Below are 26,604 nucleotides of genomic sequence, written 5' to 3' on the forward strand. Positions count from 1 at the left end.
GCCCAGTGCAATGACTTATGACAAGGCAGCAGTCCGGACCATCCTCGACCAGGCTCTGGCGGACGGCCGCACCTCGTTGAGTGCGCCCGAGGCCAAGTTGGTCGCCGACGCGTACGGCATCCCGACGCCGGGCGAAGGGCTGGCCACGACTGCCGAAGGAGCCGCCGGCCTGGCCGCCGAGATCGGGTTCCCCGTCGTGTGCAAGATCGTCTCGCCGGACATCCTGCACAAGACCGACGCCGGCGGCGTGGCGGTCGGTGTGGACAGCGAGGACGCCGCTCGCGATGCGTTCGACAAGATCCTCGCCAATGCCCGCGCGTACAAGGCCGACGCCGAGATCACCGGCGTACAGGTCCAGAAGATGCTGGTCACCGGCGGCGACGTGCAGGAGGTCATCGTCGGCGCGGTCACCGACCCGACGTTCGGGAAGGTGGTCGCGTTCGGGCTCGGCGGCGTACTCGTCGAGGTGCTCAAGGACGTCACCTTCCGCCTCGCGCCGCTGACGGCCGACGAGGCGCGGGCGATGGTCGACGGGATCGATGCGCACGAGATGCTCGAAGGCGTCCGGGGCGCGCGGCCCGTCGACAAGGACGCGATAGGTGACCTGATCAAGCGGCTGGCCGACCTGGTCACGGACTTCCCGCAGTTCGCCGAGGTCGATCTGAACCCGGTGCTGGCCGGGCCGGAGGGCGCCACCGCGGTGGACTTCCGGATCATCGTCGACGCCGAAGCGGGCCAGCCGGTCGAGCGGTACAGCCAGGAGGAGATCCTGACCGCGATGACCCGGATCATGAGGCCGCGCGCGGTGGCCGTGATCGGGGCGTCCAACGAGGACGGCAAGATCGGCAACTCGGTGATGAAGAACCTGGTCAACGGCGGGTACGCCGGGGACATCTACCCGATCAACCCGCGCGGCGGGGAGGTGCTCGGGCGGAAGGCGTTCCCCAGCATTGTGGAGGTGCCGGGTGACGTCGACGTGGCGGTGTTCGCCGTACCGGCCAAGTTCGTCGCCGGCGCGCTCGAGCAGTGTGGGCAGAAGGGTGTCGCGGGCGCGATCCTGATCCCGTCCGGGTTCGCCGAGACCGGTGAGCAGGCGCTCCAGGACGAGGTCGTCGCGATCGCCCGTGAACACAATGTCCGCATCCTGGGACCGAACATCTACGGCTACTACTACCTGCCGGAGAGCCTGTGCGCGACCTTCTGCACGCCGTACGACGTGCGCGGGTCCGTTGCCCTGTCGTCGCAGTCCGGCGGGATCGGGATGGCGATCCTCGGGTTCAGCCGGTCCAGCCGGATGGGGGTCTCGGCGATCGTTGGGGTAGGCAACAAGGCCGACATCGACGAGGATGACCTCCTGACGTTCTTCGAGAGCGATGACAACACCAACCTGATCGCCATGCATCTTGAGGATTTGAAGGACGGCCGGGCGTTCGCCGAGACGGCGGCCCGGGTGTCGAAGAAGAAGCCGGTCGTCGTGCTGAAGGCCGGCCGTACCTCTATGGGCGCGCGGGCGGCCAGCTCGCACACCGGCGCGCTGGCCGGCGACGACAAGGTGTACGACGACATCCTGCGGCAGAGCGGGGTGGTCCGGGCGCCGGGGCTGAACGAGATGCTCCAGTACGCCCGCGGCATCCCGCTGCTGCCGACGCCGAAGGGCGAGAACGTCGTCATCATCACCGGCGCGGGCGGTTCCGGCGTACTGCTGTCGGACGCCTGCGTGGACAACGGTCTGACCCTGATGGACATCCCGGCCGATCTGGACGCCGCGTTCCGGAAGTTCATCCCGCCGTTCGGTGCGGCCGGCAACCCGGTCGACATCACCGGGGGCGAGCCGCCCTCGACGTACCGGAACACGGTCGCGCTCGGGCTGTCCGACGAGCGCATCCACGCCCTGATCCTGGGCTACTGGCACACGATCGTGACGCCGCCGATGGTGTTCGCTCGCCTGGTTGCCGAGGTGGTCGAGGAGTTCCGGGCCCAGGGCATCGACAAGCCGGTGGTCGCCTCGCTGTCCGGCGACGTCGAGGTCGAGGAGGCGTCGCAGTACCTGTTCGACCACGGTGTGGTCGCGTACCCGTACACCACCGAGACCCCGGTCCAGGTTCTCGGTGCGAAGTACCGCTGGGCCCGCAACGCCGGGCCGCTCGGCCTCAGTTGATCGTCAGTTGATCGTCAGTTGATTGGAGGAAGCAGTCCGCGGGGGAGTCGTAGTCAGCGAGTTGGCGTCGAACTAAGGAGTCCGCCTTGGACGTCACGAGCAAGACCTCAGAAGTGCCTGAAGAGCCGGCCGCGGCCACAGCGGTCTCTGCGACCGAGAAGGTCTGGAAAGCGGGCAGGCTCGAGCCGATGCCGATCCGGAAACTTCCGGACGCACCGCCCTCCATCCACATCCTCGGTCCGACCGTCTTCCTGGTCGCACTGGGCGTGGGGATGGGGGAGTCCTACATGTGGCCCCGGCTCGTCCTGGTGTTCGGGCCGGATATCCGCTGGTTGTTCATGGTCGGCGTCACGCTGCAGGCGTTCGTCCTGCTGGAGATGGCCCGGTACGCGATGGCGACCGGGGAAAGCATCTTCTTCGGCGCGGCGCGGATCTTCAAACCGATGATGTGGTTCTTCTACGTCGCGGCGATCCTCATCTATATGTGGCCGGGCCATCTGTCCGCGGGCGCGGCCGCCTTCGAGGAGATCACCGGCATACCTTGGCAGGTCACCGCGTGCGTGGCTCTGGTGTTCGTCGGTGTGCTGTTCAGCCTGTTGTCGGTGATCTACAACTTCCTCGAGAAGCTCCTCGGCCTGCTGATCGGCGTACTGGTGGTCGGTACGTCGATCATCGCGTCGATCGTCGGGAACTGGGACGACCTCGCGCAGACCCTGCAGGGGATGTTCGCGTTCGGGTACTTCCCGGACAAGGCGATGACGTCGGCCTGGTTCCCGATCGTGGTCGGATCGATCGCCTTCGCCGGGCCGTCCGGGATGCAGCAGATGTGGTACACGTTGCAGCTGCGGGACAGCGGCGCGGGGATGGGTGCGCACATTCCGAAGATCCGCGGCCTGCGGTCCGCGGGCGAGGCGGAGTCGATGCCGTCGCGCGGCTTCATGTTCGACACCGAGGACCCGGCCGAGATGGCGAAATGGAAGGGCTGGCGCAAGTGGGTCACATTCGACGCGCTGCTGCTCTTCTGGGGCATCACGATGCTGGTGACGATCTCGTTCACCGTGCTGGCCATGTCGGCGGCGCGCGAGAACCCGAACGTCGCCTCGCTGATCGAGGGCGGTGACCGGGAGGCGGCGCTGAAGGCGATGTCGGACGCGTTCGCGGCGGCCGGGTCTCCGGTCCTGGGGACGTTGTTCTTCGCCTTCATCGCGCTGATCGGGCTGAACGCGACGCTCGGATTGTTCGACTCGTTCTCCCGCGGTCAGGCGGACATGACGTACTACTTCGTGCCGGGCGCCAAACGGTTCTCGATGTCGCGGTTGTACGCCGGGTTCCTGTGGGGCGTGATCCTGTTCGGCATCCTGATCCTGCTGTTCGGGCCGGCCGACGGACCGGCGGGGATCCTGGACATCCTCGCGTTCTTGTCCACGTTCGCGATGGGTGCCTACTGCATCGTGTTGCTGCTCACCAACAACATGCTGCTGCCCAAGAAGATCCGGCCCGGGCCGGTGCGGAACGTCATCATCGGGTTCGGAGCAGTCTTCTATCTCGGGATGCTGTTCTACTGCCTGGTCCGCTTCGGTGTGGTCGTGGACTGACATGGCTGACTTGAAGCAGTTGGCGGAGTACTCGGTCCCGGCCGCGTCGGTGGGCGCGGCAGGCGGACTCATCGCCGGAGGGTTGGCCGCGTTCGTCGGTCAGCCCTTCGGCTGGGCGGTGGCGACCGGGCTCGGGCTCGGCGTACCGCTGATCCTGTTCGGCACCGGGTACGCCGTACTCGCCGCATCGGGGAAGGTCCCCGCCGGAGTGTTCGCGCCGGCGGCGGTCTACTGGGCGGTCGCGTTCCCGCTGTCGTTGCTCGTCCACGCGGTCGTGACATCGTGGGTGGTCACCGGTACGCCGGGGCTGCCGCCGGAGGTGGGGAAGTTCCTCGCGTTCCGTGCGCTGGTGAGCATGGGATTCGCGATCGGCTTCCTCTGGATGCACGAACAGCTCGGCCGCCTGTGGTGGCCCCGCATCCTCGACCACAACCAGTACGCCCGCCGCACGGTGGAGCAATACGTCCACCTCGCCTCCGCCCTGGAGGCCCGCAAAGCCGCCACTGGCCGCGGCCGCAAGAAACGCGTCGCCTGACGTTGCTTGAGGTTCGAGGGGATATCCGTTGAGCTTGTGCCTTCTCCGTTGGTGTACCAGAGGAGAAGGCACAGTTCGAAGGGATATCCCCTCGAATGCTGTGGGGTGGTGGTCAGGTCGTCCGACGACGCCGGCGGGGAGCAGCTTCGGGCTCGGGGGCGGATTCGGGTGCGGTGGCCGCCTGGAGGTCGTGGTAAGCCTTGCGGGTGTGTTCGGTGTGTTCGCGCATGATTTGGGCGGCCTTGTCTTCGTCGCCTTCGCTGATGGCCTTCACCAGGCGGTTGTGTTCGCGCCAGGAGGCGGCGCCGCGGACGGGGGCGACGGGGGTGTAGTACCAGCGGACGCGGCGGTCGACCTGGGCGGCGAAGTCGACGAGGAAACGGTTGCCGGACATTTCGGTGATCTGGCTGTGGAGTTCGCCGTTCGTGCGGACCGTGCCGTCGATGTCGCCGGACTCCTGGTACGCCGTGCCGACCTTGCAGAGCTCCCGGAGTTTCGCGACGTCGTCCTTGGTGGCATGCCGGGCGGCGAGGCGCGCGGACTCGGACTCCAGGGCCGCGCGGGCCGCCAGCAGCTGGTCGACCTCGTCCTCGGCGGGGACATGCACCATCGCGCCGAAGCCGGGCCGCAGATCCACCCAGCCCTCGTTGTTCAGCCGCTGCAGGGCCTCGCGCACGGGCTGCCGGGAGACGCCCAGCAGGCCGGCCAGCTCGACCTCGACCAGGTGCCGGCCGCGCTCGAGGGTGCCGTCGATGATCATCTCGGTCAGGGCCTCGTACACCGACTCCCGCAACGGCGTCGGCCGCTTGACGTGCCGCACCCCGGTCGGTTCCGCGCCCGCCCCTGGCCCTGCGCTGATCGTCGTCATGAGATCCCTTCCCGAAAGCAGCATGGCACTTGGTAGACAGTCTACCAAGTGCCATGCCCTGACATATAGCCGCCGGCTCAGGCGGCCGACTCGTCGGCGCGCCGGTCGTCGTCGCGGGCGACACCGACCTCGCCCGTCAGCCTGGCGAGCTCGGCGTCCAGATCGAGCGGGTTGCTCAGCTCGTCCTGCAGCTCCGGGGCATCCGGGAACTGCGGGCGAGCCGCCAGAGCGCCGAACCTACGTGTGAAGATCATTTCTACCCCTTCGTGGATTCTGGCTTCTGTATACATTCAACCAGGCGCACTGACCGGTTATGCCCGCATCTCACGTGATCCCGCTTACACCCGGGTCGAGTAGGAGTGCGCCCCAGCGCCCGCGAGTCGGCCGCCGTCGACGATCAGGTACTCGTCGCGGATCGGCGTACCGGTCAGCCACGACTCCAGGATCTCCCGGGTGCCGGCGGCGTACCGCGTCTGTGCGGACAGCGACGAGCCGGAGATGTGCGGCGTCATCCCATGGTGCGGCATGGTTCGCCACGGGTGGTCGGCCGGCGCGGGCTGCGGGTACCAGACGTCGCCGGCGTACCCGGCCAGCCGGCCGCTCTCCAGCGCTTTGACGATCGCGTCCCGGTCGGCGATCTTCGCCCGCGCGGTGTTGATCAGGTACGTGCCGCGCTTCATCGTGCCGAGCAGCTTCTCGCCGAACAGCCCCTCGGTCTCCGGGTGCAACGGCGCGTTGATCGTCACCACGTCGCAGTACGGCACCATGTCGGCCGCGCTCGGGTGGAAGGTCAGTCCGAGCTCCCGCTCGACCGACTCCGGCAGCCGGTGCCGGTCGGTGTAGTGCAGCTTGACGTCGAACGGCGCGAGCCGGCGCAGTACGGCGGTCCCGATCCGGCCGGCCGCGACGGTGCCGACGTGCATGCCCTCGAGGTCGTACGAACGTGCCACGCAGTCCGCGATGTTCCAGCCACCATCCCCTACGGTCTGGTATGCCGGCAGGTAGTTGCGCACCAGCCCGAGGATCATCATCACCACGTGCTCGGCGACGCTGATGCTGTTCGAATAGGTGACCTCGGCAACGGTCATACCGTGGTTGATCGCCGCGTCCAGGTCGACGTGGTCGGAGCCGATGCCGGCGGTGATCGCGAGCTTCAGCTTCGGCGCTTTCGCGATCCGATCCGCGGTCAGGTACGCCGGCCAGAACGGTTGCGAGATCACCACATCGGCGTCGGGGAGCTCGCGGTCGAGGACCGAGTCGGCGCCATCCTTGTCGGAGGTGACGACCAACGTGTGGCCCTGACTCTCGAGGAACTCACGCAGCCCGAGTTCACCGGACACGCTGCCGAGCAGCGCGCCCGGCGTGAAGTCGATGGCCTTCGGTGACGGCGCGGTCTGGCCGCCAGGGTAGCCGTCGATCGTCGGGATGTCGTCCCGGGCGTACAACGTCGGGTAGCCCGCCGCCGGGTCGTCGTACAGGACGCAGACAATCTTCGCCATGATGGGAATCTCCTTGTTCTGAAGGGATTTCCACCATCGCGCTGTCACGGCCCGACGGTCAAAGACTTGCTCGCTATGTCGAGATAGCCCGAATCCATCAAGTGCACGTCGAGCAGATCGTCGAGAGCTTTGTGTACGCCGGCCTGACGCGCCACGTCGAGCAATGCACGAGCGAGGACAGGCTCCGGGCTGCGCGCAGCGATCACCAGGCCGACCCGCGGCCCGTGCGCCGGACGCTTCAGCGGTACGACGCGCATCCCGTCCGGTACGCCGAACATGTGCAACCAGGCGTGCGAGATCACGGTCGACCAATGACTGCCGTGCAGATGGCTGTACAACCCGGAAACAGTGTCGCTCTCGATCGCCGGCGCAGCGGTCACGCCGTCGTCGGTGAAGTAGCCGTTCATGATCCGGCGGTTGCGCATGTCGGGGGAGAGCAGGCAGAGCGGCAACTCGGCGACCTCCGCCCAGGTCGCGACCGGCCGATCGGCGAGCTTGCTGTGCGTCGGCGTCAGCAGTAGGTAGCGCTCTTCGTACAGCGGCGTCTTGCGCACCTGGCCCAGCGTGTCGTCGTCGAGGTACGTCATCGCGACGTCGAGATCGAACTCGGCGAGCTTCTGGGTGATGTCGCGCGACGACAGCGACTCGAGGGTGACCCGCGCATTCGTATGGCGTGCGCAGAACGGCGTCGTGAGCAACGAGACCACCGGCATCGCGGTCGGGATCGCGCCGAGCCGGAGCGTGCCGTTGAGGCCGCCGCGCATCACCGACAGTTCATGCCGGAGCGCGTCCTGCTCGGACAGGATGCGCTGGGCCCAGAGCAGCACTCGCTCGCCCTCGGGCGTGAGGCCCTCGAAGCGGCGGCCGCGGCGGACGATCGGTACGTCGAGTTCCTGCTCGAGCTTGCGGATCGCGGCCGACAGCGACGGCTGGGAGACGTAACAGGCTTCCGCCGCCCGGGCGAAGTGCTTCTCCCGCGCGAGGGCGACGAGGTACTCCAGCTGGCGGAGCAGCATCAAGAAACCCGGAATGGTGTGCAGTCGCCTGTATACATAATCCAACTGTAGTGAGGTGTGGCGTCGCCTGGAAGATCTCGGCGTGTTGTGATGTGGGTCACAGGACGTCCTTCCGGCCCGGTTCCGTTCGACGGATGGGCAGAGATCTCTTGGGCAAAGGAGTGGTGATGGACAAGGTGGTTTCCAAGGACGGCACCGAGCTGGCGTACGACACGTACGGCAGCGGTCCGGTCCTGGTGCTGGTCGCGGGCGGGTTCACCGAGCGCTCGCGGTACGTGGACGACGCCAAGGCGCTGTCGTCGGAGTTCACCGTCGTGAACTACGACCGGCGCGGCCGTGGTGACTCCGGCGACACCCTGCCGTACGCGGTCGAGCGTGAGTGGGAAGACCTGGAGGCGGTGCGCTCGGCGACCGGTGCGCGGTTTGCCTGCGCGTACTCGTCCGGATCGATGGTGCTGCTGCAGTCCCGGCTGCCGTTCGAGAAGCAGGCGCTGATGGAGCCGCCGTTCCGGGTCGAAGGAGCACCGGCTCCACCGGACCGGTACATCGAGCGGTTGCAGGAGTTCGTCGACACCGGGAACCCCGGTGGGGCGGCTGAGCTGTTCATGGTCGAGGCGGTCGGACAGCCGAAGGAGGTGGTCGACCAGATCCGCCAGACGCCGATGTGGGCCGGGATGGAGGCGATCGCGCACACCCTCGTGTACGACGGCCTGCAGCTGGGCGACAGCGCCGTACCGCGTGAGTTGCTGGCGTCGATCGACGTACCGACGCTGGCGATGTTCAGCAACGCCAGTCCGGACTGGCTGAAGGGCGCGGCGCGGCAGGCGTCCGAGGCGCTCCCGCAGGGGACGCTGGAAGGACATGACGGAACGTTCCACACGCTCCCGCCGGAGACGATGGCCCAGGCGCTGACGGACTACTTCCTGACCGCCTGAACCGCTCGACGGGAGAGTAGGCGTTTGAGGCGCGGCGCGAGCGGCTGCTCGACGCCGTAGTGCAGAGCGGCAGCGACGCCGATCATCAGCAGCATCGTGGCGGCGACCAGGAGGACATGGTTCACCTGGTCGCCGAGGCGCTCGAAGATGATGAAGCCGATGTGTGCATGCACCAGATAGAGGGGGTACGTGAGCGCGCCGAGGACGGCGAACCACGGCCGCCCGAGGCGGTGCGTGAGCCGGAGCGCGACGGTCAGCATGACGGCGAAGATCGCGACGATGATCGCGACCACGGCAGTTCGGTGGATCTCGGTGTGGTAGCGCAGGCCGACGCGGTCCGCGAACCCGATGCCGCGGTAGATCGCGTTGCCGAGCGAGACCGCCACGATGGCCAGGGTTTGCCGCGTCGCGCCGTACCGGTGGATCAGGCAGAGCGCCATACCTGCGATGAAGTAGTGCGAGAACTGGGTGTTGAGGATCAGATCGGTTGCGTGCGGCAACAGCCCGGCCTGGAAGGCGAAGGTTGCGGCGAGCCAGGCCCAGCAGAAGATCGTGACCCGGCGCGCGGTGATGCCGATCCAGGTCAGGACCACGATCATCGCGTAGAAGCGGATCTCGGCCCACAACGTCCAATAGACGACGTCGATGTTCTCGATGTTCGGCAGGGAGTTGAGCATCGTCAGGTTCGCCAGGTACTGCGGCAGCGTGACAGGGAACCGCCCTTGGCTGAACGCGACCGACACGCACGCCGTCAGGGTCACCGCGATCCAGTACGCCGGGTACAGCCGAACCGCTCGTGAGACGACGAACGACCGTGGGCTGCGATCCCAGGCGCTGAGGAGGACGACGAATCCGCTGATCGTGAAGAACAGGTCCACGCCGAGGTACCCGTACCGCGCGACGACGTCTACGTGCGGGAAGTGCATCGCGGACGTGCCGTCGGCGTACGAGGAGAACAGATAGTGGTACGCCATCACCGAGAGTGCGGCGAAGATCCGCAACAAGTCGATCTCGTGGAGCCGTCCCCGCGAAGCCATCCTGTCCCCTTTCCGCCTCCACTACATCGCGGCGGGGCAGCGCGATCGTCAGCCCAGGGCAGGATTCGTTCCTGCGACCTACGGATGACGGAGGGACTCGGGGTACGCGGCAACGAGACGGTTGTATGCGGCAAGCACTTCGGCCGGGATGTCGACCTGGTCGATGAAGTTGCGGCCGCGGGGACCGTACACGTCGGGGGAGAGACGGTGGATCTCGCCGAGGACGAGGGAGCGGAAGCGAGCGCGGCTCCTGATCTCGGGCTCGTCCGGGCCGGCGCTCACGCGGTCCGGGCCGATCCACGGGACGAGTGGGGCGTGGCTGATCAACGTCGTGCCGGGCAGGTCGGCGAAGGATCGCTCGAAGCAGGCATGGGTACGGCGTTGCATGGTCGGGTCCTGGATCAGCAGGAGCGACTGCGGTCGATCGATCAGGCGGCGGGTGGACTCCGCGTTCTCGCCGCAGTTGGTGGACTGATCCTCGACCGCAATGTCTGCGACTTCGTGCTCGATCAGCAGATCGCGAAAGACGTGCGACTCCGGCCGATCCACCGCGACCTGCAATCCCGGCGGCGCACCGCTCCCTCGAGATAGTGCGTCGAGTGACCGATGCCACCGCTGATCAGGATCGGAGCTGCATACGTGCGGTGCGCCTCCGCGGCCACCTCGACCGACTCCAGCACCGCGGAGCCCATCAACACAACGAGATCCACCGACTGGTCGATCGCATCACGCCGCGCGAGGTAGCGCGCAATCACTTCCTCATCCAAAGTCCGCGCGCTCCTGCCGCTCAGTTGGGTAGACGCATGGGCATCAGGATGTAGGCGGAGTCTGTTGTGGGCGTGTCGTCCGGAGTGCGGAGGCCGGTCAGGTTGGCGGGTTTGGTTGTCTGGGTGAAGGCGAAATGCGCGATCGGCGTGCCGAGTGAGGCCAGCCCGTCTAGCAGGTAGCCGGCATTGAAGCCGGTGACCACAGGCTCGCCGGTCAGGGTCACCTCGACCGACTCCGAGGCCTGGGCCTCCTCACCGTTGCCCGCGTCGAGCGCCACCGCACCGTCTGCGAACGTGAGCCGCACCGGCGCCGATCGCTCGGCCACGAGCGCGACCCGCTTCACCGCCTCGACGAGCGCGGCGGTGTCCACGGTCACCGTGCTGGTGATCGCGCCCTCCGCCGGGATCAGGCTGCGGACCTTCGGGAACTCGCCGTCGATCAGCCGGCTGGTCGCATGCCGACCGCCGCCCTCGAACCCGATCAACCCGTCCCCCGTGCGGGTCGAACCGAGCGCAAGAGTCAGCTCGTGACCCGTCATCGCCTTCGCCACATCGGCGAGCAGTTTCGCCGGGACGAGCGCATTGGCCTCGACTCCGGCATCGACCGGCTGCCAAGGGAACGACCGCAGGGCCAACCTGTACCGGTCGGTGGCCAGCAAGGAGACCGTCGATCCGCGGATCTCCAGGCGGATCCCCGTGAACACCGGCATCGTGTCGTCCCGGCCAGCTGCGCTCACGACCTGCGAGACGGCACGCGAGAACGCATCCGCGTCGACGACCCCGCTCGCCTGGGGCATCTCGGGCAGCGGCGGGTACTCATCGAGGGGCAGTGTGTGCAGCACGAACCGAGCCGCGCCGCTGCTCACCTGAACCCGGGCCGCCTCACCGCTGAGATCCACCGAGTCCCGCGGCATGCTCTTGCAGATGTCCGACAGCAGCCGCCCCGAGACCAGCACGCGACCCTCGTCGGCCACCTCGGCAGGCACGCTCACCCGGCCCGAGCTCTCGTAGTCGAACCCGGACAACGTCACCTGTCCGTCCGCCGCCTCGACCACCATTCCGGCCAGAATCGGCACACTCGGCCGACTGGGCAACCCTCGCGCCACCCACCCGACCGCGTCAGCCAGCGCCTCACGCCCAACCCGAACCTTCATCCGATCTCCTCCCTCGCCAGCCTTGACTCAATCACCCGCCACCGACAATTCCTATCGGGGCGAGATCCAGGCCGGCGTTGCGCCTCAGCCGAAGCAGATCCGCGCCAACCGGTCCGCCTGACCTCGGGTGAGTATCTGGGCCGACAGAGCCCCCGGTACGACGTACCTGGGATCCTGGGCCACCCGTGTCAGGAGCTGTGGCCAGCGGCGGCAGTGGGTCAGCATGCTCCCAGGCCGGACGACCCGTCCGCGCTCCCACTGGCCTGAGCGCGCCACATCGCCCGGCACGTCGAGCAGTACAAGGTGCACCGGCAGTCCGCCCCGCCGGGCCCGCCATCCGATCAGTCGTCGTACCCACGGCCGGGTAGCGCAGTCGTGGACGACCAACGGCCCACCACCGCGCCGCATCGCGGTCAGCACGCGAACGTAGTACGCGAGGTGCAGCAGCGGTCGCCACCACACGTACGGCACCCGGCCGAGCACGCGCATCCACCGGGCCCGGAGCCGCTCGCTGTCGAAGACCCGTACGCCGCCGTGGTCCGTACCCACTGGATACAGCCGCCGCAGCAGAGTGGTCTTCCCGGCGCCCGGGATCCCCGCCAGGATCACCACGGCGTCCGCGGCGTACCGCAGCTCACGCAGTCCGCCCGTATGAAGTACGCCCACCAGTCCCGAAGCCACGACGCCGCCTTTCCGTCACCTGCCAGTACAGGTAAGACGAACAAGCCCACACGCCGGCCCCGAGAGAACACTGAGAAGACCGTAGGAACTCACTGAGGAAAACGATCGTTCACCAAAAAGTCGTTCGCCAAGGCGAGGTTCGCCGGAGAGGGCACGTCGTTCGGCAACACGACGTTCGCTGATGTCGACAGCGCTCTACGCGACGCCCGAATCAGTTCTGAATAAGTTGATTGGGGGCCTGTTCCACCCGGAGCCCGTGGCCACGTGACCCATCCGAACTGGAATAGCGCAGGGTTCCGACAACGCCTACTCCCAGCCCATTGATTCTGCCCGCTGCGTAGCGCGTCGCCGCCGGTAGAAACCCAGCGGATGGTCGTGTGGCCGCGCTGGACGGACTGGCGCAGCTGGAGCAGCGATGAGTCCTGGGGCGTGACACAGCTGGTCCGCACGTTCAGCGATGGCAGCGCCGCATTCGTCAAAGAGGCGATGACCGACGAGACCGCGGACTGGCCGTGCAACGAGCACCGCGTCATCGATCACCTGCGCAGTAGCAGCCTCCCTGGAGGTTCTCGGCTGGCAGGACGACGGCACTACAAGGTCACCACTTCAAAGACAGCTTCTGAGCCCACCCCACATGACGCAACCATCGGCAGAAAGACGTAGAGCACATACCTAGACAGTTGGTGTGCGGTCCTCGAAGTATCTCGTGCCGCCCAAGGCAGTGACATTCCCTTGCCACGCAAACACCGGAAAGGCGTAAGGAACAGTATGTCCGAAGCATACCGACCATGAATTCGCGGCGACTCCCGATTTGCCGCAGGCCCACGACGCTATTTCTTCCCCGTGGGGATCGTCCCAGAGTTCCGCGTACGCTTCTGCGGAGACGAGGTCCCCAGAGTTGTTGCGCACGATCACCGCAGCCTGGGCACCGGCGCTGAACGCCGACCTAACCGCGCAGAGCTGTGCGTTGATGTTCCACCCCGCGCCGACGGACTTGGTGCACCTCCATGTGCTGCTGCTCGAGGTGATCGGGTTGGTGTTGCCATAAGCACGCCATGCCCCGTCCCCGGTCCCGTCCCCGGCCCGGGGCCCGGTTGCCCAGGCGGTGTCGGCGGCGATCCCGACGCTTGCCATGCTGTCTTGCGTGGCGTTGTCTTCGTGTACAGGTGCAGCACTGGCAGCGTCGGCGGCGCCGCCGACACCGAGCGCCGTGACTGCGAAGGAAGCGGCTAAGGCCGCCCTCACGAGAATTCTCTTCATCTGGACTCCAATCCTGGACGGGTGGCGCGACAGATCCACCAAGCGCGCACCGCATCGGCAGCCGGCTTTGTGGATTCGCATCCCGGCCTTCGTTCGCTACAAGACGCTAGAAGCTGTCACTGACGATCCGCTGACGATCCACTGACGGTCCGGTCATGACAGACCAGCCGAGCCGCTTGGATCACAGATGGCGCTGGTGGCCGATGCGGATCCACCACCGGAAGCGCAGAGGTCCGCCGACCCGACGTCGCCCCAGATCCGGCCGATTCTCGCACCGGGTAGTGCAGGCTTAGGCATGAACGGTGATGGCACCGCTGAGGTTGGCGCTTGGGTGGCACCGGCCGCCCGTGGACGCGGCGTCGCACCGCAAGCCGTGCGAGCAATCTGTCGTTGGACTTTCGACGCCCGGCGGCTGGATCTCATCGAGTGGCGTGCAGAGGTTGGCCCCGCACACACCGACTAACCAACGTCCCTGGGCATCACGCTCAGGACGACGACCCGACCGCGGTTATCGCGAGCATCCCGTGGTCCGAGGAACTAGGCGTCGGATTCGACGACGTCTTGCTTGTGCTCCCCGAGGTGGTCATCCGCGAACTCGACCGGCTCAAGGAGTCGGGCAACCAGAAGACGCGCTATCGAGCCTTGGTGACTCTGGCTGTCATCGACAAGCTGCTGGACGACCCAGACGGCACAGTGCTGATCCGGCTCAAGCACGCCGACTGGGATGCAGTGGCTGCGCGCGGGGGGACACCTCGAGGTCGGGTCGAGTTACGGGTCTTCTACGACGATCCGGTGCACCGGCCCCTTACGGATCCCGACGCGGAAATCATTGACCGGGCGCTCGCGGTACAGACCCTGGCCGGCGCGCCAGTCCGGCTAGTGACCATGGATACCGGGATGGGACTCAACGCGCGGCGAGCCAAGCTGCTAGTGAGGAAGCCCGCCAGGGAGATCGAGACGCACCGAGTGACGCCAGTCGACACGAGCTCGCCGGCGGGCACGGCGTGAGGCATCTGAGACAGCAATGCCGAAGTAGATGCGCGGGCTCCTTGCGACCAGCGTTGGATCGATCGTTTGCCTACAATCCGCAAGTCCGCAACGAGCGGTCAGGCTATTGCGGCAGGGCGCGATGAGCCGGCATGTTCTCGCTAAGCCAATTGACGGAATGGTAAGTTTGACCTGGGCTGGCTTGACGAACCGGAACGGCGCGCTGTGTCCACGGTACAGCGGACCGCCATTGCTTCGCGCTACTTCACAAGGCTGATCAGTACGGCGAGTGCGGCAATCGCCGCGCTGCCTACTTGGCCAATCGCTTGCCAGTCCCGCCGTGGCCTTGGCCGAGTCAGACTTCCGTTCAGGAACAGCCTGGGCAGGATGATTGCCGTTAGCACCAGGACGGTGCCCGCCGCGAAAGACCAGCCAGCAATCGCCCACGGGGGCAACGGCGGCCATGGAACTAGCCGGTACGCGGCGAAGAGAAGCGCTGCGGCAAACGCAGCCGACCAGGCTTGAACTCGTCCGGGCTTCGCCAGGAAGGTGGCGATGGGGCGGTCGGAACGAAGCTCGCTGAGCAACCCCTCGGTCTCTTCAGCACGTCGCCGGCCGTCACCGACACCATGCCAGTAGGTGAGCACCTTAGGGGGTTTGCCAGGCCCTTGAAGAGAGTATGGAGCTGCAGCGTGCTGCCGTCCGGGTGGCTGGTCATTATGGAGATAGTCGCCACCTTCTCCGGCTTCCTGATCGAGCGGAGCTTGTTGGATGTAGTCACGGTTTGGCCTCCACCGCGCCACGCAACGACGACACCTTGAGTCGTCGTCAGACCTCGGTACGAGGTGCGGAGGTCGAGATCCTGCCACTTCACGGCGCCCCGCTCGGCAAACCCCGAACAGCTTCACTACGTCATAGTGGACAGCCCGGGGTGCCAGACCTCGCGTATCCGCGACGGTGTCGGCGGGACCACCTCACTAGCATGCGGTGGCACCAGCGCCTCGTGCTGCCCGCCGCCGGCGGTGTCTTCGCTCACCCGCTTCAGGGTAGTGCCACCTCACCCGCACTTCGGCATGTTGAGACCGACCGCCCGCCCGCCGCGACCTGGCTGTGCGCCCTGCCGATGCCTGGCCGCCCTCGGGCACTCCAATTGACCACATTTATCTATACTCCGCACCATGCATGGCCCCACATCGGAGCAACTGCTCTCCTGCAGCAATTGCGGACCCGGGCCTTGACCTGCGGCTTTGTTTGGCGCCCCCGGCAGGACTCGAACCTGCGACCAACGGATTAGAAGTCCGACGCTCTATCCAGCTGAGCTACGGGGGCGTACGGCAGGGAAGAGTCTCTCAGATGAGCGGGTGATCTCGCCTCTGGGTTCGGAATCGGGGCGGTTCGAGTCGGAGCGAAGTACAGGGTTGTCGTTCCATCCCGGTAACGCTGAGTGGGTGGTCCTGCCGCTTGATCGGCACCCCAACTAGGCTTCGGGGCATGAGTCACCCCTCACCAGGCCCGGCAGGCACGCCGCAACCCGCGGCGGGGTCGGCGTACTCGCCTGCCGGACCGTACCCGCAGCCGAACGTGCTCGGCAGCCATCCGGTCCCCGGGCAGCGGCGCAACCAAGGCGTCCTGATCGGCATCGTGATCGCGGTGGTGTTCGCGGTCGCGGGTCTGGTGATCTTCGGCATCGTGGCCAAGTCGACCGGCGCCGGCGGCTTCACCTGGGGCCTGATCTTCGCGTTCGTCCCGGTCATCCCGGTCATCGCGCTCTACCTCTGGCTGGACCGGTACGAGCCGGAGCCGACGAAGTACATCGTCTTCGCGCTCTGCTGGGGAGCCTTCATCGCCACCCTGGCCGCGATCTTCATCAACACCGAGGTGTCGCACCGGCTGGCCGAGACCGGCGTCGGTGGCGACCGGTCCGCGGTCTTCGTCGCCCCGCCGGTGGAGGAGTTCGCCAAGGGGTCCGTGATCCTGCTGCTAGCGCTGGTGCGGCGCAAGGAGTTCGACGGCATCATCGACGGCCTGGTGTACGCCGGGATGGTCGGCGTCGGCTTCGCCTTCACCGAGAACATCCTGTACTACGGCCGCGTCTTCAACACGCTCTCCGAGGAGTCCGGCAGCGACGCCGGTCTGCGCGGTGCGTTCGCGCTGTTCATCATCCGCGGCGTGATCTCGCCGTTCGCGCATCCACTCTTCACGTCGTTCACCGCGATCGGGATCGGCGTCGCCATCCGGCACCGAAGTACGGTCGTCCGATTCCTCGCGCCCGTCGTCGGGTATCTGGCGGCGGTGCTGGCGCACGCGTCCTGGAACGCATCGGCGAGCTGGGCGGGTGGCGGAGGCTTCATCGTCGCGTACCTCTGCCTGATGGTGCCGCTGTTCATCTGCCTGGTCGTCTTCGCGCTGGTGATGCGATCACGAGAGGGGCAGATGATCGCCTCCCGGCTGTATGACTATGTGCGGTTCGGATGGCTGGTTCCACAGGACGTACCGCTGATAGCGACGCTGCGCGGGCGCAAGGCGCTGCGGCAGAACGCGCGGCGGTACGGCCCTCAGGCGGAAGCGGCTGCGAAGGCGTTCCAGCACAATGCGACCGAGCTGGCGTACCTGCGGGACAAGATCGTCCGTCAGGTGATCGGGCCGGAAGCGCTGCAGACCGAGAAGCAGCTGCTGGACGAGCTTCGGGACCGGCGGCCGAGCGTGCCGTTCCCGCCGATGCCGGCGTTCGCCCAGGCGGCACCGCAGTACGCCGGTGGGTCCTTCCCGCCCGGCGGTCCGGGTGTGCCGATGGGGCCGGGCGGGCACATGGGTCCTGGGATGCCGATGGGGCCGGGTGGTGCCGGGCAGGTGCCCGGCGGTCCTGGTCCTGGTCCTGGTCCTGGTCCTGGTCCCGGTCCCGGTCCCGGTCCTGGGGTGCCGGGAGGTGGGGCGGGGGAGAGCGCGTACCCGCGGCCGCAGGATGGTTATCCGCCCGCTCAGCCGGGGTATCCGCCGGGGCAACCCGGTTACCCAGCCGGTCAGTCCGGTTACCCACCGGGACCCCCCGGTCAACAAGGACCGCCGGGAGGATACGGTCCGTATCCACCCTCGCAGTGACTGCCACCCGTCCACGCCGCCAAACGGGGATGACGATGACTTTGCTTCTGCGCTGTCCGACCGGGCACTCTGTGCTCGTGGGCGGACGACGTGGCTGACACCAGGTCAGCAGCTGGTGAAGGTTCGGAACCGCGGGTTCCGAACCAGGATCAGCATGCCCAGGAGCTGGCGAACCTCATCGCCCAGTCCACCCCCAAACGAGGCTTCTGGCGCCGCCGCCGCAAGTCCACCCCCGAACCCCCCACCCCAGCCGAAACCGCCCCCAGCACCCCACCACAGCCCAGCGAAGCTAAGTCACCAGACCGCGCCGCAGACACTCCGGCGCAGTCCCCGACAGATACTCCTGCTCAGTCGGAGCCAGGCGCTTCCTCACAGCCCGGCGACGATGGTTCCGCACGGACCGGCGGGGATGCTTCCGCACAGTCCGGCGCGGACGCTCCGGCACCGTCGGGCGGGGACGCCTCCGCGCAGTCCAGTGGGGACGCTTCCGCACAGTCCGGCGCGGACGCTCCGGCACCGTCGGACGGGGATGCCTCGGCGCAGTCCAGCGGGGATGCTTCCGGGCACCCTGACGCCGCTTCGGGGCAGACGGGTGGGGACGCTCCGGCACAGGCTGACGCTGCTGCGGCGGGTTCTTCGAGTGCGCAGTCCTCTGACTCGCAGCTCGGGACGGCGGCCGACGGTACGGCCACGTCCGACTCCACCGCCAAGGTGACCGACGACGACGGGTCCGATCAGACGGCCGCCACCGAGCCGACCGATGCCGCCGACGCGACCAACTCCGACGAGCAAACGCCGACTGCCAAGTCCGCAGCAGACTCGGAAGCAACCGACAACGCCGAGCAGACCACCTCCCAGACCGCTGAGGGCATGGCGCCGAGCGGTGACGGGACCGCCGTACGGGCCGCCACTCCAGAGAAGCCATCGCGTCCAAGCGTGGGTGTCGTGTACGAGCCGGATGAGTCGCCGGACGGTTTCCCGCTCGAGTACGGCAACATCATCATCGGCCTCCCGAAGCAGTCGGAGAACTCCGCTCAAGACGGCAACACAGCGGACCAGCAGAACGACTCCGATGAGCAACAGCCCCAGGCGAGCGACGTCGGCCCGCACGGTGGTCCGACAGGTCACGCGGCTGCTGATTCAGAAGGCGACACCGCGGCAGAGGCCGCCTCCGAGGTCGCCGACGAGCCTGCAGACACGGCGCTGAACAGCTCCGACGACGATTCGGCGGACGTTGCCGCAGATAGCGCCGCGGATCAGGCTGCCGACGGTGCCACGGATGACCCCGCAGACGGTGCTGGGCACGAGGTGGCAGACGGCGCCACGGATGACGCCGCAGACGGTGCTGGGCGCGAGGTGGCAGATGGTGCCGCGGATCAGGCTGCAGACGGTGCCGCGGATGAGGCGGCGGAGGATGCTGCCGATGGGGTGGGCAGGCACGCTGCTGCTGGGGCCGCGGATGGGTCAGCTGGTGACGGCGCGGAGGACGGTGCGTCAGTCAAGTCAGCGGACGAGGGCACGGATCCGGCGGGTGACGGTGCGGATGACCGTCCTGCAGACGGTGCTGCCGACGGTGCTGCTGACGGGGCGGGCAGGCACGCCGCTGGCGGGGCTGCAGACGATGCTGCCGACGGGGCGGCTACTGACGGAGCGGAGGACGCGGCTTCGGCGGGGGCAGCGGAGGACGGCACTCGCCCGGGAGTTGACGGTGCCGCGGATGGGGCGGGACGGCACGCCGCTAGCGGGACTGCAGACGATGCCGCAGATGAGTCAGCTGGTGACGATGCGGTCGACGGATCCTCGGATGAGGCGCAGGGCGGCGACGCGAACTCGGTGACCGATGGTGCTGCGGATGCAGCGGCAGGTGGTGACGCGGATGGGGCGTCGGATGTCGCGCATGAGTCTGGAACCGATGACGCAGCCGAGGCGACAGACGCTGCTGCGAGCGCTGGGACCGATGCAGCCGAAGCAGCAGGGGACGAGGACGCCGGGTCGGTAGGCGACGCCGCTGCGGACGAGTCGACGGACGAGTCGACCGATCAGACGACTGAAGAGGCCGCTGACGGGACCGCTGAAGAGGCTGCTACCGGAGCTGCAGATGGTTCGGCTGACGAGGGTGTCGCTGAGTCGGCGGATGCCGTTGGTGGTGAGTTGGCCGCGGAGGCTGCTGGTGGGGCGGCGGATGGTGGTGCCGACGAGGCTGTGGATGGTGTTGCCGGCGGCGCTGAGGATGTGGCGGCTGACGGTGGTTCGGCGGATGGTGCTGAGGGTGAGGCTGCTGGTGGGGCGGCTGAGGGTGTGGGGGATGCGGCCGGTGGTGAGGGTGATGGGGACGCAGATGTAGAGGAGCTGACTGCGGCGCAGTTGGCGGAGCAGTTGGCGGCTGAGCAGGCTGCTATGGCTTTGATTACTGCGTTGATGAAGTTGCGGGGCGTGTTGGCGGGAAGTCGGCTGCCGCTCGAGGTTGTGGGGGCTGACGAAGCTCGGCAGCAGCAGAAGTCGATGTTGGATCAGCTGGACGACTACTTGCTGCCGCGGCTGGTGCAGCTGGAGGCGCCGGTTCTTGCGGTGGTTGGTGGGTCGACGGGGGCTGGGAAGTCGACGCTGGTCAACACCGTCATCGGCAAGGTCGTGAGTGAGCCGGGCGTGCTGCGGCCGACGACTCGGTCGCCGGTGCTGATTCACCATCCGGCGGACGCGGACTGGTTCGTGGGGGATCGAGTCCTGCCGGGGATGGCGCGGACGAGTTCGGACGAGCCGGGTGGCATGGAGGATGCGGGGCAGCTGCGGTTGGTTGCCTCTGACACCGTTCCGCGCGGGCTCGCGATCCTGGACGCACCGGACATCGACTCCGTCGTCGAGGCGAACCGTGACCTCGCGACCCAGCTGCTCGGGGCGGCCGACCTCTGGCTGTTCGTCACCACGGCGGCGCGGTACTCCGACGCTGTCCCGTGGGAGTTCCTGCAGAGCGCATCGGATCGGAGTACGGCGGTCGCCGTGGTGCTCGACCGGGCGCCGAGCGAGACGATCGACGACATCACCGGTCACCTCGCCCAGATGCTGCTCGAGCGCGGCCTCGGTGATTCGCCGCTGTTCTCGATCCAGGAGACCGTTGTCGACGGCAACGGGATGCTCCCGCAGCCATCTGTTGCCTCGATCAAGGACTGGCTCGTCGACCTGGCTGCCGACGCCGAGGCGCGCGCGGCCGTGGTCCGCCGTACGCTCCAGGGCGCGGTCAGCGCGATGGTGAAGAAGACGGCGCCGTTCGCGGAGGCGGTCAAGGCGCAGGCGGACACCTCCATCGAGCTGCGATCGTCGGTCGAGTCGGCCTACGACCAAGGCGTGAAGGACATTGCCAAGGCGTGCCAGGACGGGACGCTGCTGCGTGGTGAGGTGCTGGCTCGCTGGCAGGAGTTCGTCGGCACTGGTGAACTCCTGAAGGGGCTGCAGTCCAACGCGGGCCGCCTGCGCGACCGGCTGAAGACCTCGCTGGGCAACAAGCCGGCGGAGACCCGCGACGTCAGCGACGCGATCCAGTCCGGGCTGGAGTCGCTACTGAACGAGCACGCGACGGCCGCCGCGGAACGTGCCGAGAAGACCTGGCAGGCAACCGCCCCCGGTCGCCAACTGCTGGCCGCAGGCGACGCCGAACTCCCCGCCGACGGCGCCGAAGTTGATCAGCAGGCTGCAGCGACGGCCGCCGGTGGCTCGCTCGGGGCGTTGTCCGCGCAGTTCCCGGAGGCTGCGGCTCGTGCGGTCCGGGAGTGGCAGGCGTTCGTTCTCGACGTGATCCGTAAGGAGGGCGGTGCCAAGAAGTCGACGGCACGCATCCTGGAGTACGGCGTCAACGGGCTCGGCCTTTCTCTGATGGTGTCGGTCTTCGCCAGTGGAGCCGGGATCCCGAAGGGTGCCGAGGTGAGCGCCGGCGCGGGCAGCGCGGTTGTCGGGCAGCGGCTGCTGGAGGCGGTTTTCGGCGACAAGGCAGTTCAGGGCATGGTCGATAAGGCAAGGGAGGATCTTGACGGTAAGGTTCATGCCCTGATGGATGCCGAATTCGCCCGCTATCTGGCTGTCCTTGACCAGCATCCGGTCGACGCCGAGACGGCCAGGCTACTGACGGAGGCCGCGCGCGCGGTGGAGGACTGCACGTGACGGAAACAGTGGATACGGTCGAGACCCCCGCGCGGGGGGAGACCGATGTCCTGAAGAAGATCGACGCCATCGAGGTGGCCGCGAAGGCCGGCGACGGCCGGCTCGATCCGGTCGTGCTCACCGAGGCGACGCAGATCGTGGACCGGGCCGGACAGCGTCTGCGCATGTCGGGCGACCTGACCGTGGTCGCGCTGGCAGGCGCGACCGGCTCCGGGAAGTCGTCGCTGTTCAACGCGCTGACCGGGCTCGACCTGGCCGCGATCGGAACGCGCCGGCCGACCAGCTCGATGCCCTTGGCCTGCGTCTGGGGTGACGAGCCGGCCGGTGAGGTGCTGAGCTGGCTGGGCATCCCGCGCCGGCACCAGGTGCAGCATCGCAGCTCGCTCGAGGAGGCCCACTCCGAGGACCTGGACGGGCTGGTCCTGCTGGACCTTCCCGACCACGACTCGACCGAGGTCGAGCACCGCCTGATCGTCGACCGGCTCGTGGAGCTGGTCGACCTGCTCGTGTGGGTGGTGGATCCGCAGAAGTACGCCGATGCGGCGCTGCACAACCGGTACATCAAACCGTTCGCCTCGCATTCCGGGGTGATGGTGTTCGCGCTGAACCACATCGACAAGCTGACGCCCGAGCAGCGGAAGAGCTGCATCGAGGACCTGGACCGGCTGCTCAAGTCGGACGGGCTCAAGTCGCCGACGGTTGTCGCGACGTCGGCAGTCAGTGGTGACGGTCTGGACGAGGTGCGCGGCCTGCTGGTCAAGCGGGTCAGCAACAAGCGCTCCGCGCGTGAGCGCCTCTCCGCCGACGTCGACCGGGTCGCGGACCGGATGGCCAGCCAGTGCGGCACCGCGAAGACACCGGAGATCGCCGAGGCCGATGTCACCGAACTGGTCGACGCGCTGTCGGACGCGAGCGGGTTGTCGGTGGTTTCGGATGCCGTCCGGCGCTCCTACCTGCAGCGCGCTCGGGCCGCGACCGGATGGCCGGTGACCAAATGGCTCGGGCGGTTCCGTCCGGATCCGTTGCGGCGGCTGCACGGCGACCAGGTGTCGCGCGAGCAGGGCAAGGCGTTGCGCAAGTCTGCGTCCAGCGAGGTGGCGATCGCCCGCACTTCGTTGCCTGCGGCAACTCCTGTGCAGCGGGCGCGGATGGACGCCGCCGTCCGCACGATCACGAACAAGGCCGCCGAGGGGTTGTCGCGTCCGTGGGCCGATTCGGTCCGCTCGACGATCCGGCGCCACGAGGAGTCGCTCGGCGACGAGCTCGACCAGGCAGTGGCGCGGACGGACCTTGGTGTCACCAACAATCCCGGCTGGTGGGGCTTCGCGCGGATCGTGCAGTGGCTGCTGTTCCTGGTCACGCTGGGCGGTGCCGCGTGGCTGATCGCCTTGCTGGTGGCGCGGATCGCCGATCTGAACGACCCGCCACTGCCGGAGTGGGGCGGCATCCCGTACGCCTGGATCATGCTGGTCGGTGGTGCCGTCCTGGGGCTGGCGCTCTCCTTCGTCTGCCGCGTGTTCGCGACCAACGGAGCGCTGCGACGGTCCCGTCAGGTGGCGCAGGCGCTGCGGACCGAGCTGGAGAAAGTTGCCGACAGCCACGTTGTCGCGCCGGCTCGCGACGAGCTGACCGCGTACTCGACCTGCCGCGACAGCCTCGCCATCGCCCGCGGATAGACGTCCTTCGGAACGACAGTCGGGGCTGAGCGGCTGCCGGAGCGCGCGCCGGACTTGGCGCGCGCTCCATGCCGGGCGGCCGGGCCTTAGAGTTCGGCGTCGGGGGCGTACTGCGAGAGGGAGATCTTGGCCGCGGAGACCAGGTCTTCCTCCGATGTGGTGCCCGAGCCGCGGATCGCTTCGATCCAGGCCCGGACGGACTGCTCGTTGTAGCTGATCACCTCGGCGGAGTTGGCCATTTCGGCCGGATCGGTCTCCGCCGGGAGCTCTCCGGTGACGTAGAGCGCGAGGCCGAGCAGGCCGCCGTCCCAGCCTGGACCGACCCACAGCGCGCCGGCGCCGCCGGGCGCCGGAGCCTCGCTCATCGAGTGCTCCAGCTCCAACTCGGTGGACGCGTCCGCGCCGGGCAGCAAGCGGAGCTCGAGGAGGCTGTTGGGACCGCCGAAGGTCACCTTGAACCGCTTGGGCGGCTCGCACTCCAGGATCTCGCCGCCGGCGTTGCCCTCCAACTGGAAGGTGCCGCCGACCTCGAGGTTGCCGGAGACCGGCATGAACCAGCGTTTCATCCGCTCGGGGTCGGTGAGGGCGTCCCACACCTCCGCCGGCTCCGCCTGGTACGAGCGGCGCATCAGCACCGTCACGGTGTCGCCGGTGCGGCTGACCTCGCGCTGGACCGCGTTGATGTGCTCGAGGATGTCGATCACAGGTGTTTACCTCTCCTGCTCGGGTGCTGGGATGGACCTCAGAATGCCGGGCAGGGCTTATATAAGTCAAGAGTGAGATAATCATGCCGCCTCCGCTTCCGCGGGTCCGGTGGTCGCGGGGAGCGGGAGTGACGTGACGGAATACTCGTCCGGCGGATAGGGCGTCGTCGTGGTCTCGGCCGGCGTGGACTGCGGTGTGAAGGCAGGGCTGGTGGCGGAGGCGGTCTCCGCGCGAGGTGGGTTCTTGGTGAAGGTGGTGGTGCCCTTGCTCAAGTCATGGCCGATCGAGAAGGCTTCGAGCACCACGCGGGTGACCTGCGCACCGGCGTCGTTGGTCCACTCGTGGGTGCGTAGCCTGCCGGTGACGATGATCGGCTGGCCGACACGGATGGAATCGAAGGCGTTCTGGGCAAGGATCCGCCAGCAGTCCACGGTGAACCAGGTCGTCGGCTTGTCGACGAACCGCTGGAGGGTCTTGTCGAACTGGCGTGGGGTCGAGCCGATCCGGAAGGTCGCGTGTGGTTGCTGCCCGACCGCCTTGAACTCGGGGTCGCTGCCGACCCAGCCCATAACGGTCACGTAGGTGTCGCCGACGCTCATGGTGGGTGCCGTCCCTTCGGTGCGAGGTGGGGTTGTCGCCAGAGAAGATGCACCGGCCGACGACCGATCGGGCCGGTGGACATCGCGGCTGTGGACAACCGGTTGGGTAACGGGCGACCGGAGCACATAGGCTCTAGGTATGGCGGAATTCATCTACACGCTTCGCAACGTCCGGAAGGCGCACGGCGACAAGGTCGTTCTCGACAACGTCACCTTGAACTTCCTCACCGGCGCGAAGATCGGCGTGGTCGGGCCCAACGGCACCGGTAAGTCCTCGCTGTTCAAGATCATGGCGGGGCTCGACCAGCCCTCCAACGGCGAGGCGCGGCTGGCGGACGGGGCGACGGTCGGGATCCTGCTGCAGGAGCCGCCGTTGACCGAGGGCAAGACCGTGCTGGAGAACGTCGAGGAAGGGGTCGGCGACACCAAGCAGAAGCTCGACCGCTTCAACGAGGTCACCGCCGAGCTGGCCGACCCGGACGCCGACTACGACGCGCTGCTGGCCGAGATGGGGGACCTGCAGACCGAGCTCGACCACCGCAACGCCTGGGACATCGACGCCCAGTTGGAGCAGGCGATGGACGCGCTGCGCTGTCCGCCGCCGGACGCGATCGTCGACAAGCTCTCCGGCGGTGAGCGCCGCCGGGTAGCGCTCTGCAAGCTGCTGCTGCAGCAGCCTGACCTGCTGCTCCTCGACGAGCCCACCAACCACCTGGACGCCGAGTCCGTGCTGTGGCTGGAGCAGCACCTGCAGAAGTACCCGGGTGCCGTCATGGCGATCACCCACGACCGGTACTTCCTGGACAACGTGGCCGAGTGGATCCTCGAGCTCGACCGCGGCCGGACGTACGGCTACGAGGGCAACTACTCGAGGTACCTGGAGACCAAGCAGGCGCGTCTGGTCGTCGAGGGGCAGAAGGACGCCAAGCGGCAGAAGATCCTGGAGCGCGAGCTCGAGTGGGTCCGGTCGAATGCCAAGGCCCGGCAGACGAAGAGCAAGTCCCGGCTGGCTCGCTACGAGGAGCTCGCGGCCGAGGCCGAGCGGTCCAAGAAGCTGGACATCGACGAGATCAATATCCCGGCCGGTCCGCGCCTGGGCAGCACGGTGCTCGAGGCGAACAAGCTGGAGAAGGGCTTCGGCGACCGCACGTTGTTCGACGGCCTGAGCTTCTCGCTGCCGCGGGCCGGCATCGTCGGCATCGTCGGTCCGAACGGTGTCGGCAAGTCGACGCTGTTCCGGATGATCGTCGGCGAGGAGCAGCCGGACAAGGGCACTCTGAAGCTGGGTGAGACGGTCAAGATCTCGTACGTCGACCAGTCGCGCGGCGGCCTGGACCCGAAGAAGACGGTCTGGCAGCAGGTGTCCGACGAGCTCGACTTCATCAAGGTCGCGAACTTCGAGATGCCGAGCCGGGCGTACGTCGCCTCGTTCGGCTTCAAGGGCCCGGACCAGCAGAAGCCCACCGGCGTACTGTCCGGTGGTGAGCGGAACCGGCTGAACCTGGCGCTGACGCTGAAGATGGGCGGCAACCTGCTGCTCCTCGACGAGCCGACCAACGACCTGGACGTCGAGACCCTGCAGTCGCTGGAGGATGCGCTGCTGGAGTTCCCGGGCTGTGCGGTGGTCGTGTCCCACGACCGGTGGTTCCTGGACCGCGTGGCGACCCACATCCTCGCCTGGGAGGGCACCGACGACGACCCGGCCAAGTGGTTCTGGTTCGAGGGCAACTTCGCGTCGTACGAGGCGAACAAGGTCGAGCGGCTCGGCCCGGAGGCGGCGCGTCCGCACCGCGTCACCCACCGCAGGCTCAAGCGCGACTGATCAGGTCGTCGAAGGACCCCGCTTCCGGCCCGGAGGCGGGGTCCTTCGTGCTTTCTGAT

General features: G+C 67.6%; 23 protein-coding genes and 1 tRNA gene. 10 read left to right on the forward strand and 14 right to left on the reverse strand.

What is annotated here, in order from left to right; translation table 11 throughout:
* The first annotated feature begins 10 nt into the window (after positions 1-10).
* The 3 genes from OHA18_RS26440 to OHA18_RS26450 all read left to right on the forward strand — a co-directional run bounded on the left by OHA18_RS26440 (position 11) and on the right by OHA18_RS26450 (position 4,288).
* Complete coding sequence (locus OHA18_RS26440) at positions 11-2,158, forward strand: acetate--CoA ligase family protein (protein WP_328997995.1); 2,148 nt, start codon at positions 11-13, stop codon at positions 2,156-2,158.
* Between the two features lie 86 nt (positions 2,159-2,244).
* Positions 2,245-3,753 carry an Nramp family divalent metal transporter gene (locus tag OHA18_RS26445; RefSeq protein WP_328997996.1) on the forward strand — a complete coding sequence of 503 codons (1,509 nt, stop codon included), beginning with the start codon at positions 2,245-2,247 and terminating at the stop codon, positions 3,751-3,753.
* Position 3,754: 1 nt separating this feature from the next.
* Positions 3,755-4,288 carry a hypothetical protein gene (locus OHA18_RS26450; RefSeq protein ID WP_328997997.1) on the forward strand — a complete coding sequence of 178 codons (534 nt, stop codon included), beginning with the start codon at positions 3,755-3,757 and terminating at the stop codon, positions 4,286-4,288.
* A gap of 112 nt (positions 4,289-4,400) precedes the next feature.
* Here OHA18_RS26450 and OHA18_RS26455 read toward each other — a convergent pair whose 3' ends face one another.
* The 4 genes from OHA18_RS26455 to OHA18_RS26470 all read right to left on the reverse strand — a co-directional run bounded on the left by OHA18_RS26455 (position 4,401) and on the right by OHA18_RS26470 (position 7,671).
* Positions 4,401-5,156, reverse strand: a complete 756-nt coding sequence (locus OHA18_RS26455) for a GntR family transcriptional regulator (protein WP_328997998.1) — start codon at positions 5,154-5,156, stop codon at positions 4,401-4,403.
* A gap of 77 nt (positions 5,157-5,233) precedes the next feature.
* Entirely contained in the window at positions 5,234-5,410 is a 177-nt protein-coding gene (locus OHA18_RS26460; RefSeq protein ID WP_328997999.1) for a hypothetical protein, read from the reverse strand.
* An 84-nt stretch (positions 5,411-5,494) separates the two neighbouring features.
* Positions 5,495-6,655, reverse strand: a complete 1,161-nt coding sequence (locus tag OHA18_RS26465; RefSeq protein ID WP_328998000.1) for an NAD-dependent formate dehydrogenase — start codon at positions 6,653-6,655, stop codon at positions 5,495-5,497.
* Between the two features lie 44 nt (positions 6,656-6,699).
* Entirely contained in the window at positions 6,700-7,671 is a 972-nt protein-coding gene (locus OHA18_RS26470; protein ID WP_328998001.1) for a LysR family transcriptional regulator, read from the reverse strand.
* A gap of 167 nt (positions 7,672-7,838) precedes the next feature.
* Here OHA18_RS26470 and OHA18_RS26475 point away from each other — a divergent pair, with 167 nt between their 5' ends.
* Entirely contained in the window at positions 7,839-8,606 is a 768-nt protein-coding gene (locus tag OHA18_RS26475) for an alpha/beta fold hydrolase (RefSeq protein WP_328998002.1), read from the forward strand.
* Here the strand turns inward: OHA18_RS26475 and OHA18_RS26480 are convergent.
* The 6 genes from OHA18_RS26480 to OHA18_RS26505 form a co-directional block, all read right to left on the reverse strand.
* Positions 8,588-9,643, reverse strand: coding sequence for an acyltransferase family protein (locus OHA18_RS26480; protein ID WP_328998003.1), 1,056 nt, complete (start codon positions 9,641-9,643; stop codon positions 8,588-8,590). The two genes, OHA18_RS26475 and OHA18_RS26480, sit on opposite strands and share 19 nt — an antisense overlap.
* A 78-nt stretch (positions 9,644-9,721) precedes the next feature.
* Positions 9,722-10,192, reverse strand: coding sequence for a YdcF family protein (locus tag OHA18_RS26485; RefSeq protein WP_328998004.1), 471 nt, complete (start codon positions 10,190-10,192; stop codon positions 9,722-9,724).
* Complete coding sequence (locus tag OHA18_RS26490) at positions 10,153-10,410, reverse strand: hypothetical protein (RefSeq protein WP_328998005.1); 258 nt, start codon at positions 10,408-10,410, stop codon at positions 10,153-10,155. The genes OHA18_RS26485 and OHA18_RS26490 overlap by 40 nt, the downstream gene beginning before the upstream one ends.
* 20 nt (positions 10,411-10,430) lie before the next feature.
* On the reverse strand, positions 10,431-11,564 hold the full coding sequence (gene dnaN, locus OHA18_RS26495) for a DNA polymerase III subunit beta (RefSeq protein WP_328998006.1): 1,134 nt from the start codon (positions 11,562-11,564) through the stop codon (positions 10,431-10,433).
* A gap of 84 nt (positions 11,565-11,648) precedes the next feature.
* Positions 11,649-12,245 (reverse strand): AAA family ATPase, encoded by a 597-nt coding sequence (locus OHA18_RS26500; protein WP_328998007.1) that lies wholly within the window; start codon positions 12,243-12,245, stop codon positions 11,649-11,651.
* Between the two features lie 672 nt (positions 12,246-12,917).
* Positions 12,918-13,505, reverse strand: coding sequence for a hypothetical protein (locus tag OHA18_RS26505; RefSeq protein ID WP_328998008.1), 588 nt, complete (start codon positions 13,503-13,505; stop codon positions 12,918-12,920).
* 187 nt (positions 13,506-13,692) lie between these two features.
* On the opposite strand from OHA18_RS26505, the gene OHA18_RS43410 reads away from it, so the two are divergent.
* Together OHA18_RS43410 and OHA18_RS26510 are read left to right on the forward strand one after the other, a co-directional pair.
* Complete coding sequence (locus tag OHA18_RS43410; protein WP_442914337.1) at positions 13,693-13,968, forward strand: GNAT family N-acetyltransferase; 276 nt, start codon at positions 13,693-13,695, stop codon at positions 13,966-13,968.
* Complete coding sequence (locus tag OHA18_RS26510) at positions 13,932-14,513, forward strand: PIN domain-containing protein (protein ID WP_329006164.1); 582 nt, start codon at positions 13,932-13,934, stop codon at positions 14,511-14,513. The genes OHA18_RS43410 and OHA18_RS26510 overlap by 37 nt, the downstream gene beginning before the upstream one ends.
* Positions 14,514-15,399: 886 nt before the next feature.
* Here OHA18_RS26510 and OHA18_RS26515 read toward each other — a convergent pair.
* Together OHA18_RS26515 and OHA18_RS26520 are read right to left on the reverse strand one after the other, a co-directional pair.
* Complete coding sequence (locus tag OHA18_RS26515) at positions 15,400-15,528, reverse strand: hypothetical protein (protein WP_328998009.1); 129 nt, start codon at positions 15,526-15,528, stop codon at positions 15,400-15,402.
* A gap of 216 nt (positions 15,529-15,744) precedes the next feature.
* Positions 15,745-15,821: transfer RNA gene (locus OHA18_RS26520), tRNA-Arg, on the reverse strand.
* Between the two features lie 162 nt (positions 15,822-15,983).
* Between OHA18_RS26520 and OHA18_RS26525 the strand changes: the two genes are divergently transcribed.
* From OHA18_RS26525 to OHA18_RS26535, 3 genes are all read left to right on the forward strand, one after another.
* Positions 15,984-17,591, forward strand: coding sequence for a PrsW family intramembrane metalloprotease (locus OHA18_RS26525; RefSeq protein WP_328998010.1), 1,608 nt, complete (start codon positions 15,984-15,986; stop codon positions 17,589-17,591).
* 711 nt (positions 17,592-18,302) lie between these two features.
* Positions 18,303-21,743: an AAA family ATPase gene (locus OHA18_RS26530; protein WP_328998011.1), complete on the forward strand. Its 3,441-nt coding sequence runs from the start codon at positions 18,303-18,305 to the stop codon at positions 21,741-21,743.
* A complete protein-coding gene (locus OHA18_RS26535; protein WP_328998012.1) occupies positions 21,740-23,419 on the forward strand; it encodes a GTPase in 1,680 nt (559 codons plus the stop codon). The genes OHA18_RS26530 and OHA18_RS26535 overlap by 4 nt, the downstream gene beginning before the upstream one ends.
* A gap of 86 nt (positions 23,420-23,505) precedes the next feature.
* On the opposite strand, the gene OHA18_RS26540 is transcribed toward OHA18_RS26535, so the two are convergent.
* Positions 23,506-24,123 carry an SRPBCC family protein gene (locus OHA18_RS26540; protein ID WP_328998013.1) on the reverse strand — a complete coding sequence of 206 codons (618 nt, stop codon included), beginning with the start codon at positions 24,121-24,123 and terminating at the stop codon, positions 23,506-23,508.
* An 81-nt stretch (positions 24,124-24,204) separates the two neighbouring features.
* Positions 24,205-24,723, reverse strand: coding sequence for a single-stranded DNA-binding protein (locus OHA18_RS26545; protein WP_328998014.1), 519 nt, complete (start codon positions 24,721-24,723; stop codon positions 24,205-24,207).
* A 139-nt stretch (positions 24,724-24,862) separates the two neighbouring features.
* Here OHA18_RS26545 and ettA point away from each other — a divergent pair, with 139 nt between their 5' ends.
* Entirely contained in the window at positions 24,863-26,545 is a 1,683-nt protein-coding gene (gene ettA, locus OHA18_RS26550) for an energy-dependent translational throttle protein EttA (RefSeq protein WP_328998015.1), read from the forward strand.
* Positions 26,546-26,604: the final 59 nt, after the last annotated feature.

The organism is Kribbella sp. NBC_00709 (genome assembly GCF_036226565.1).
Lineage (GTDB): Bacteria > Actinomycetota > Actinomycetes > Propionibacteriales > Kribbellaceae > Kribbella.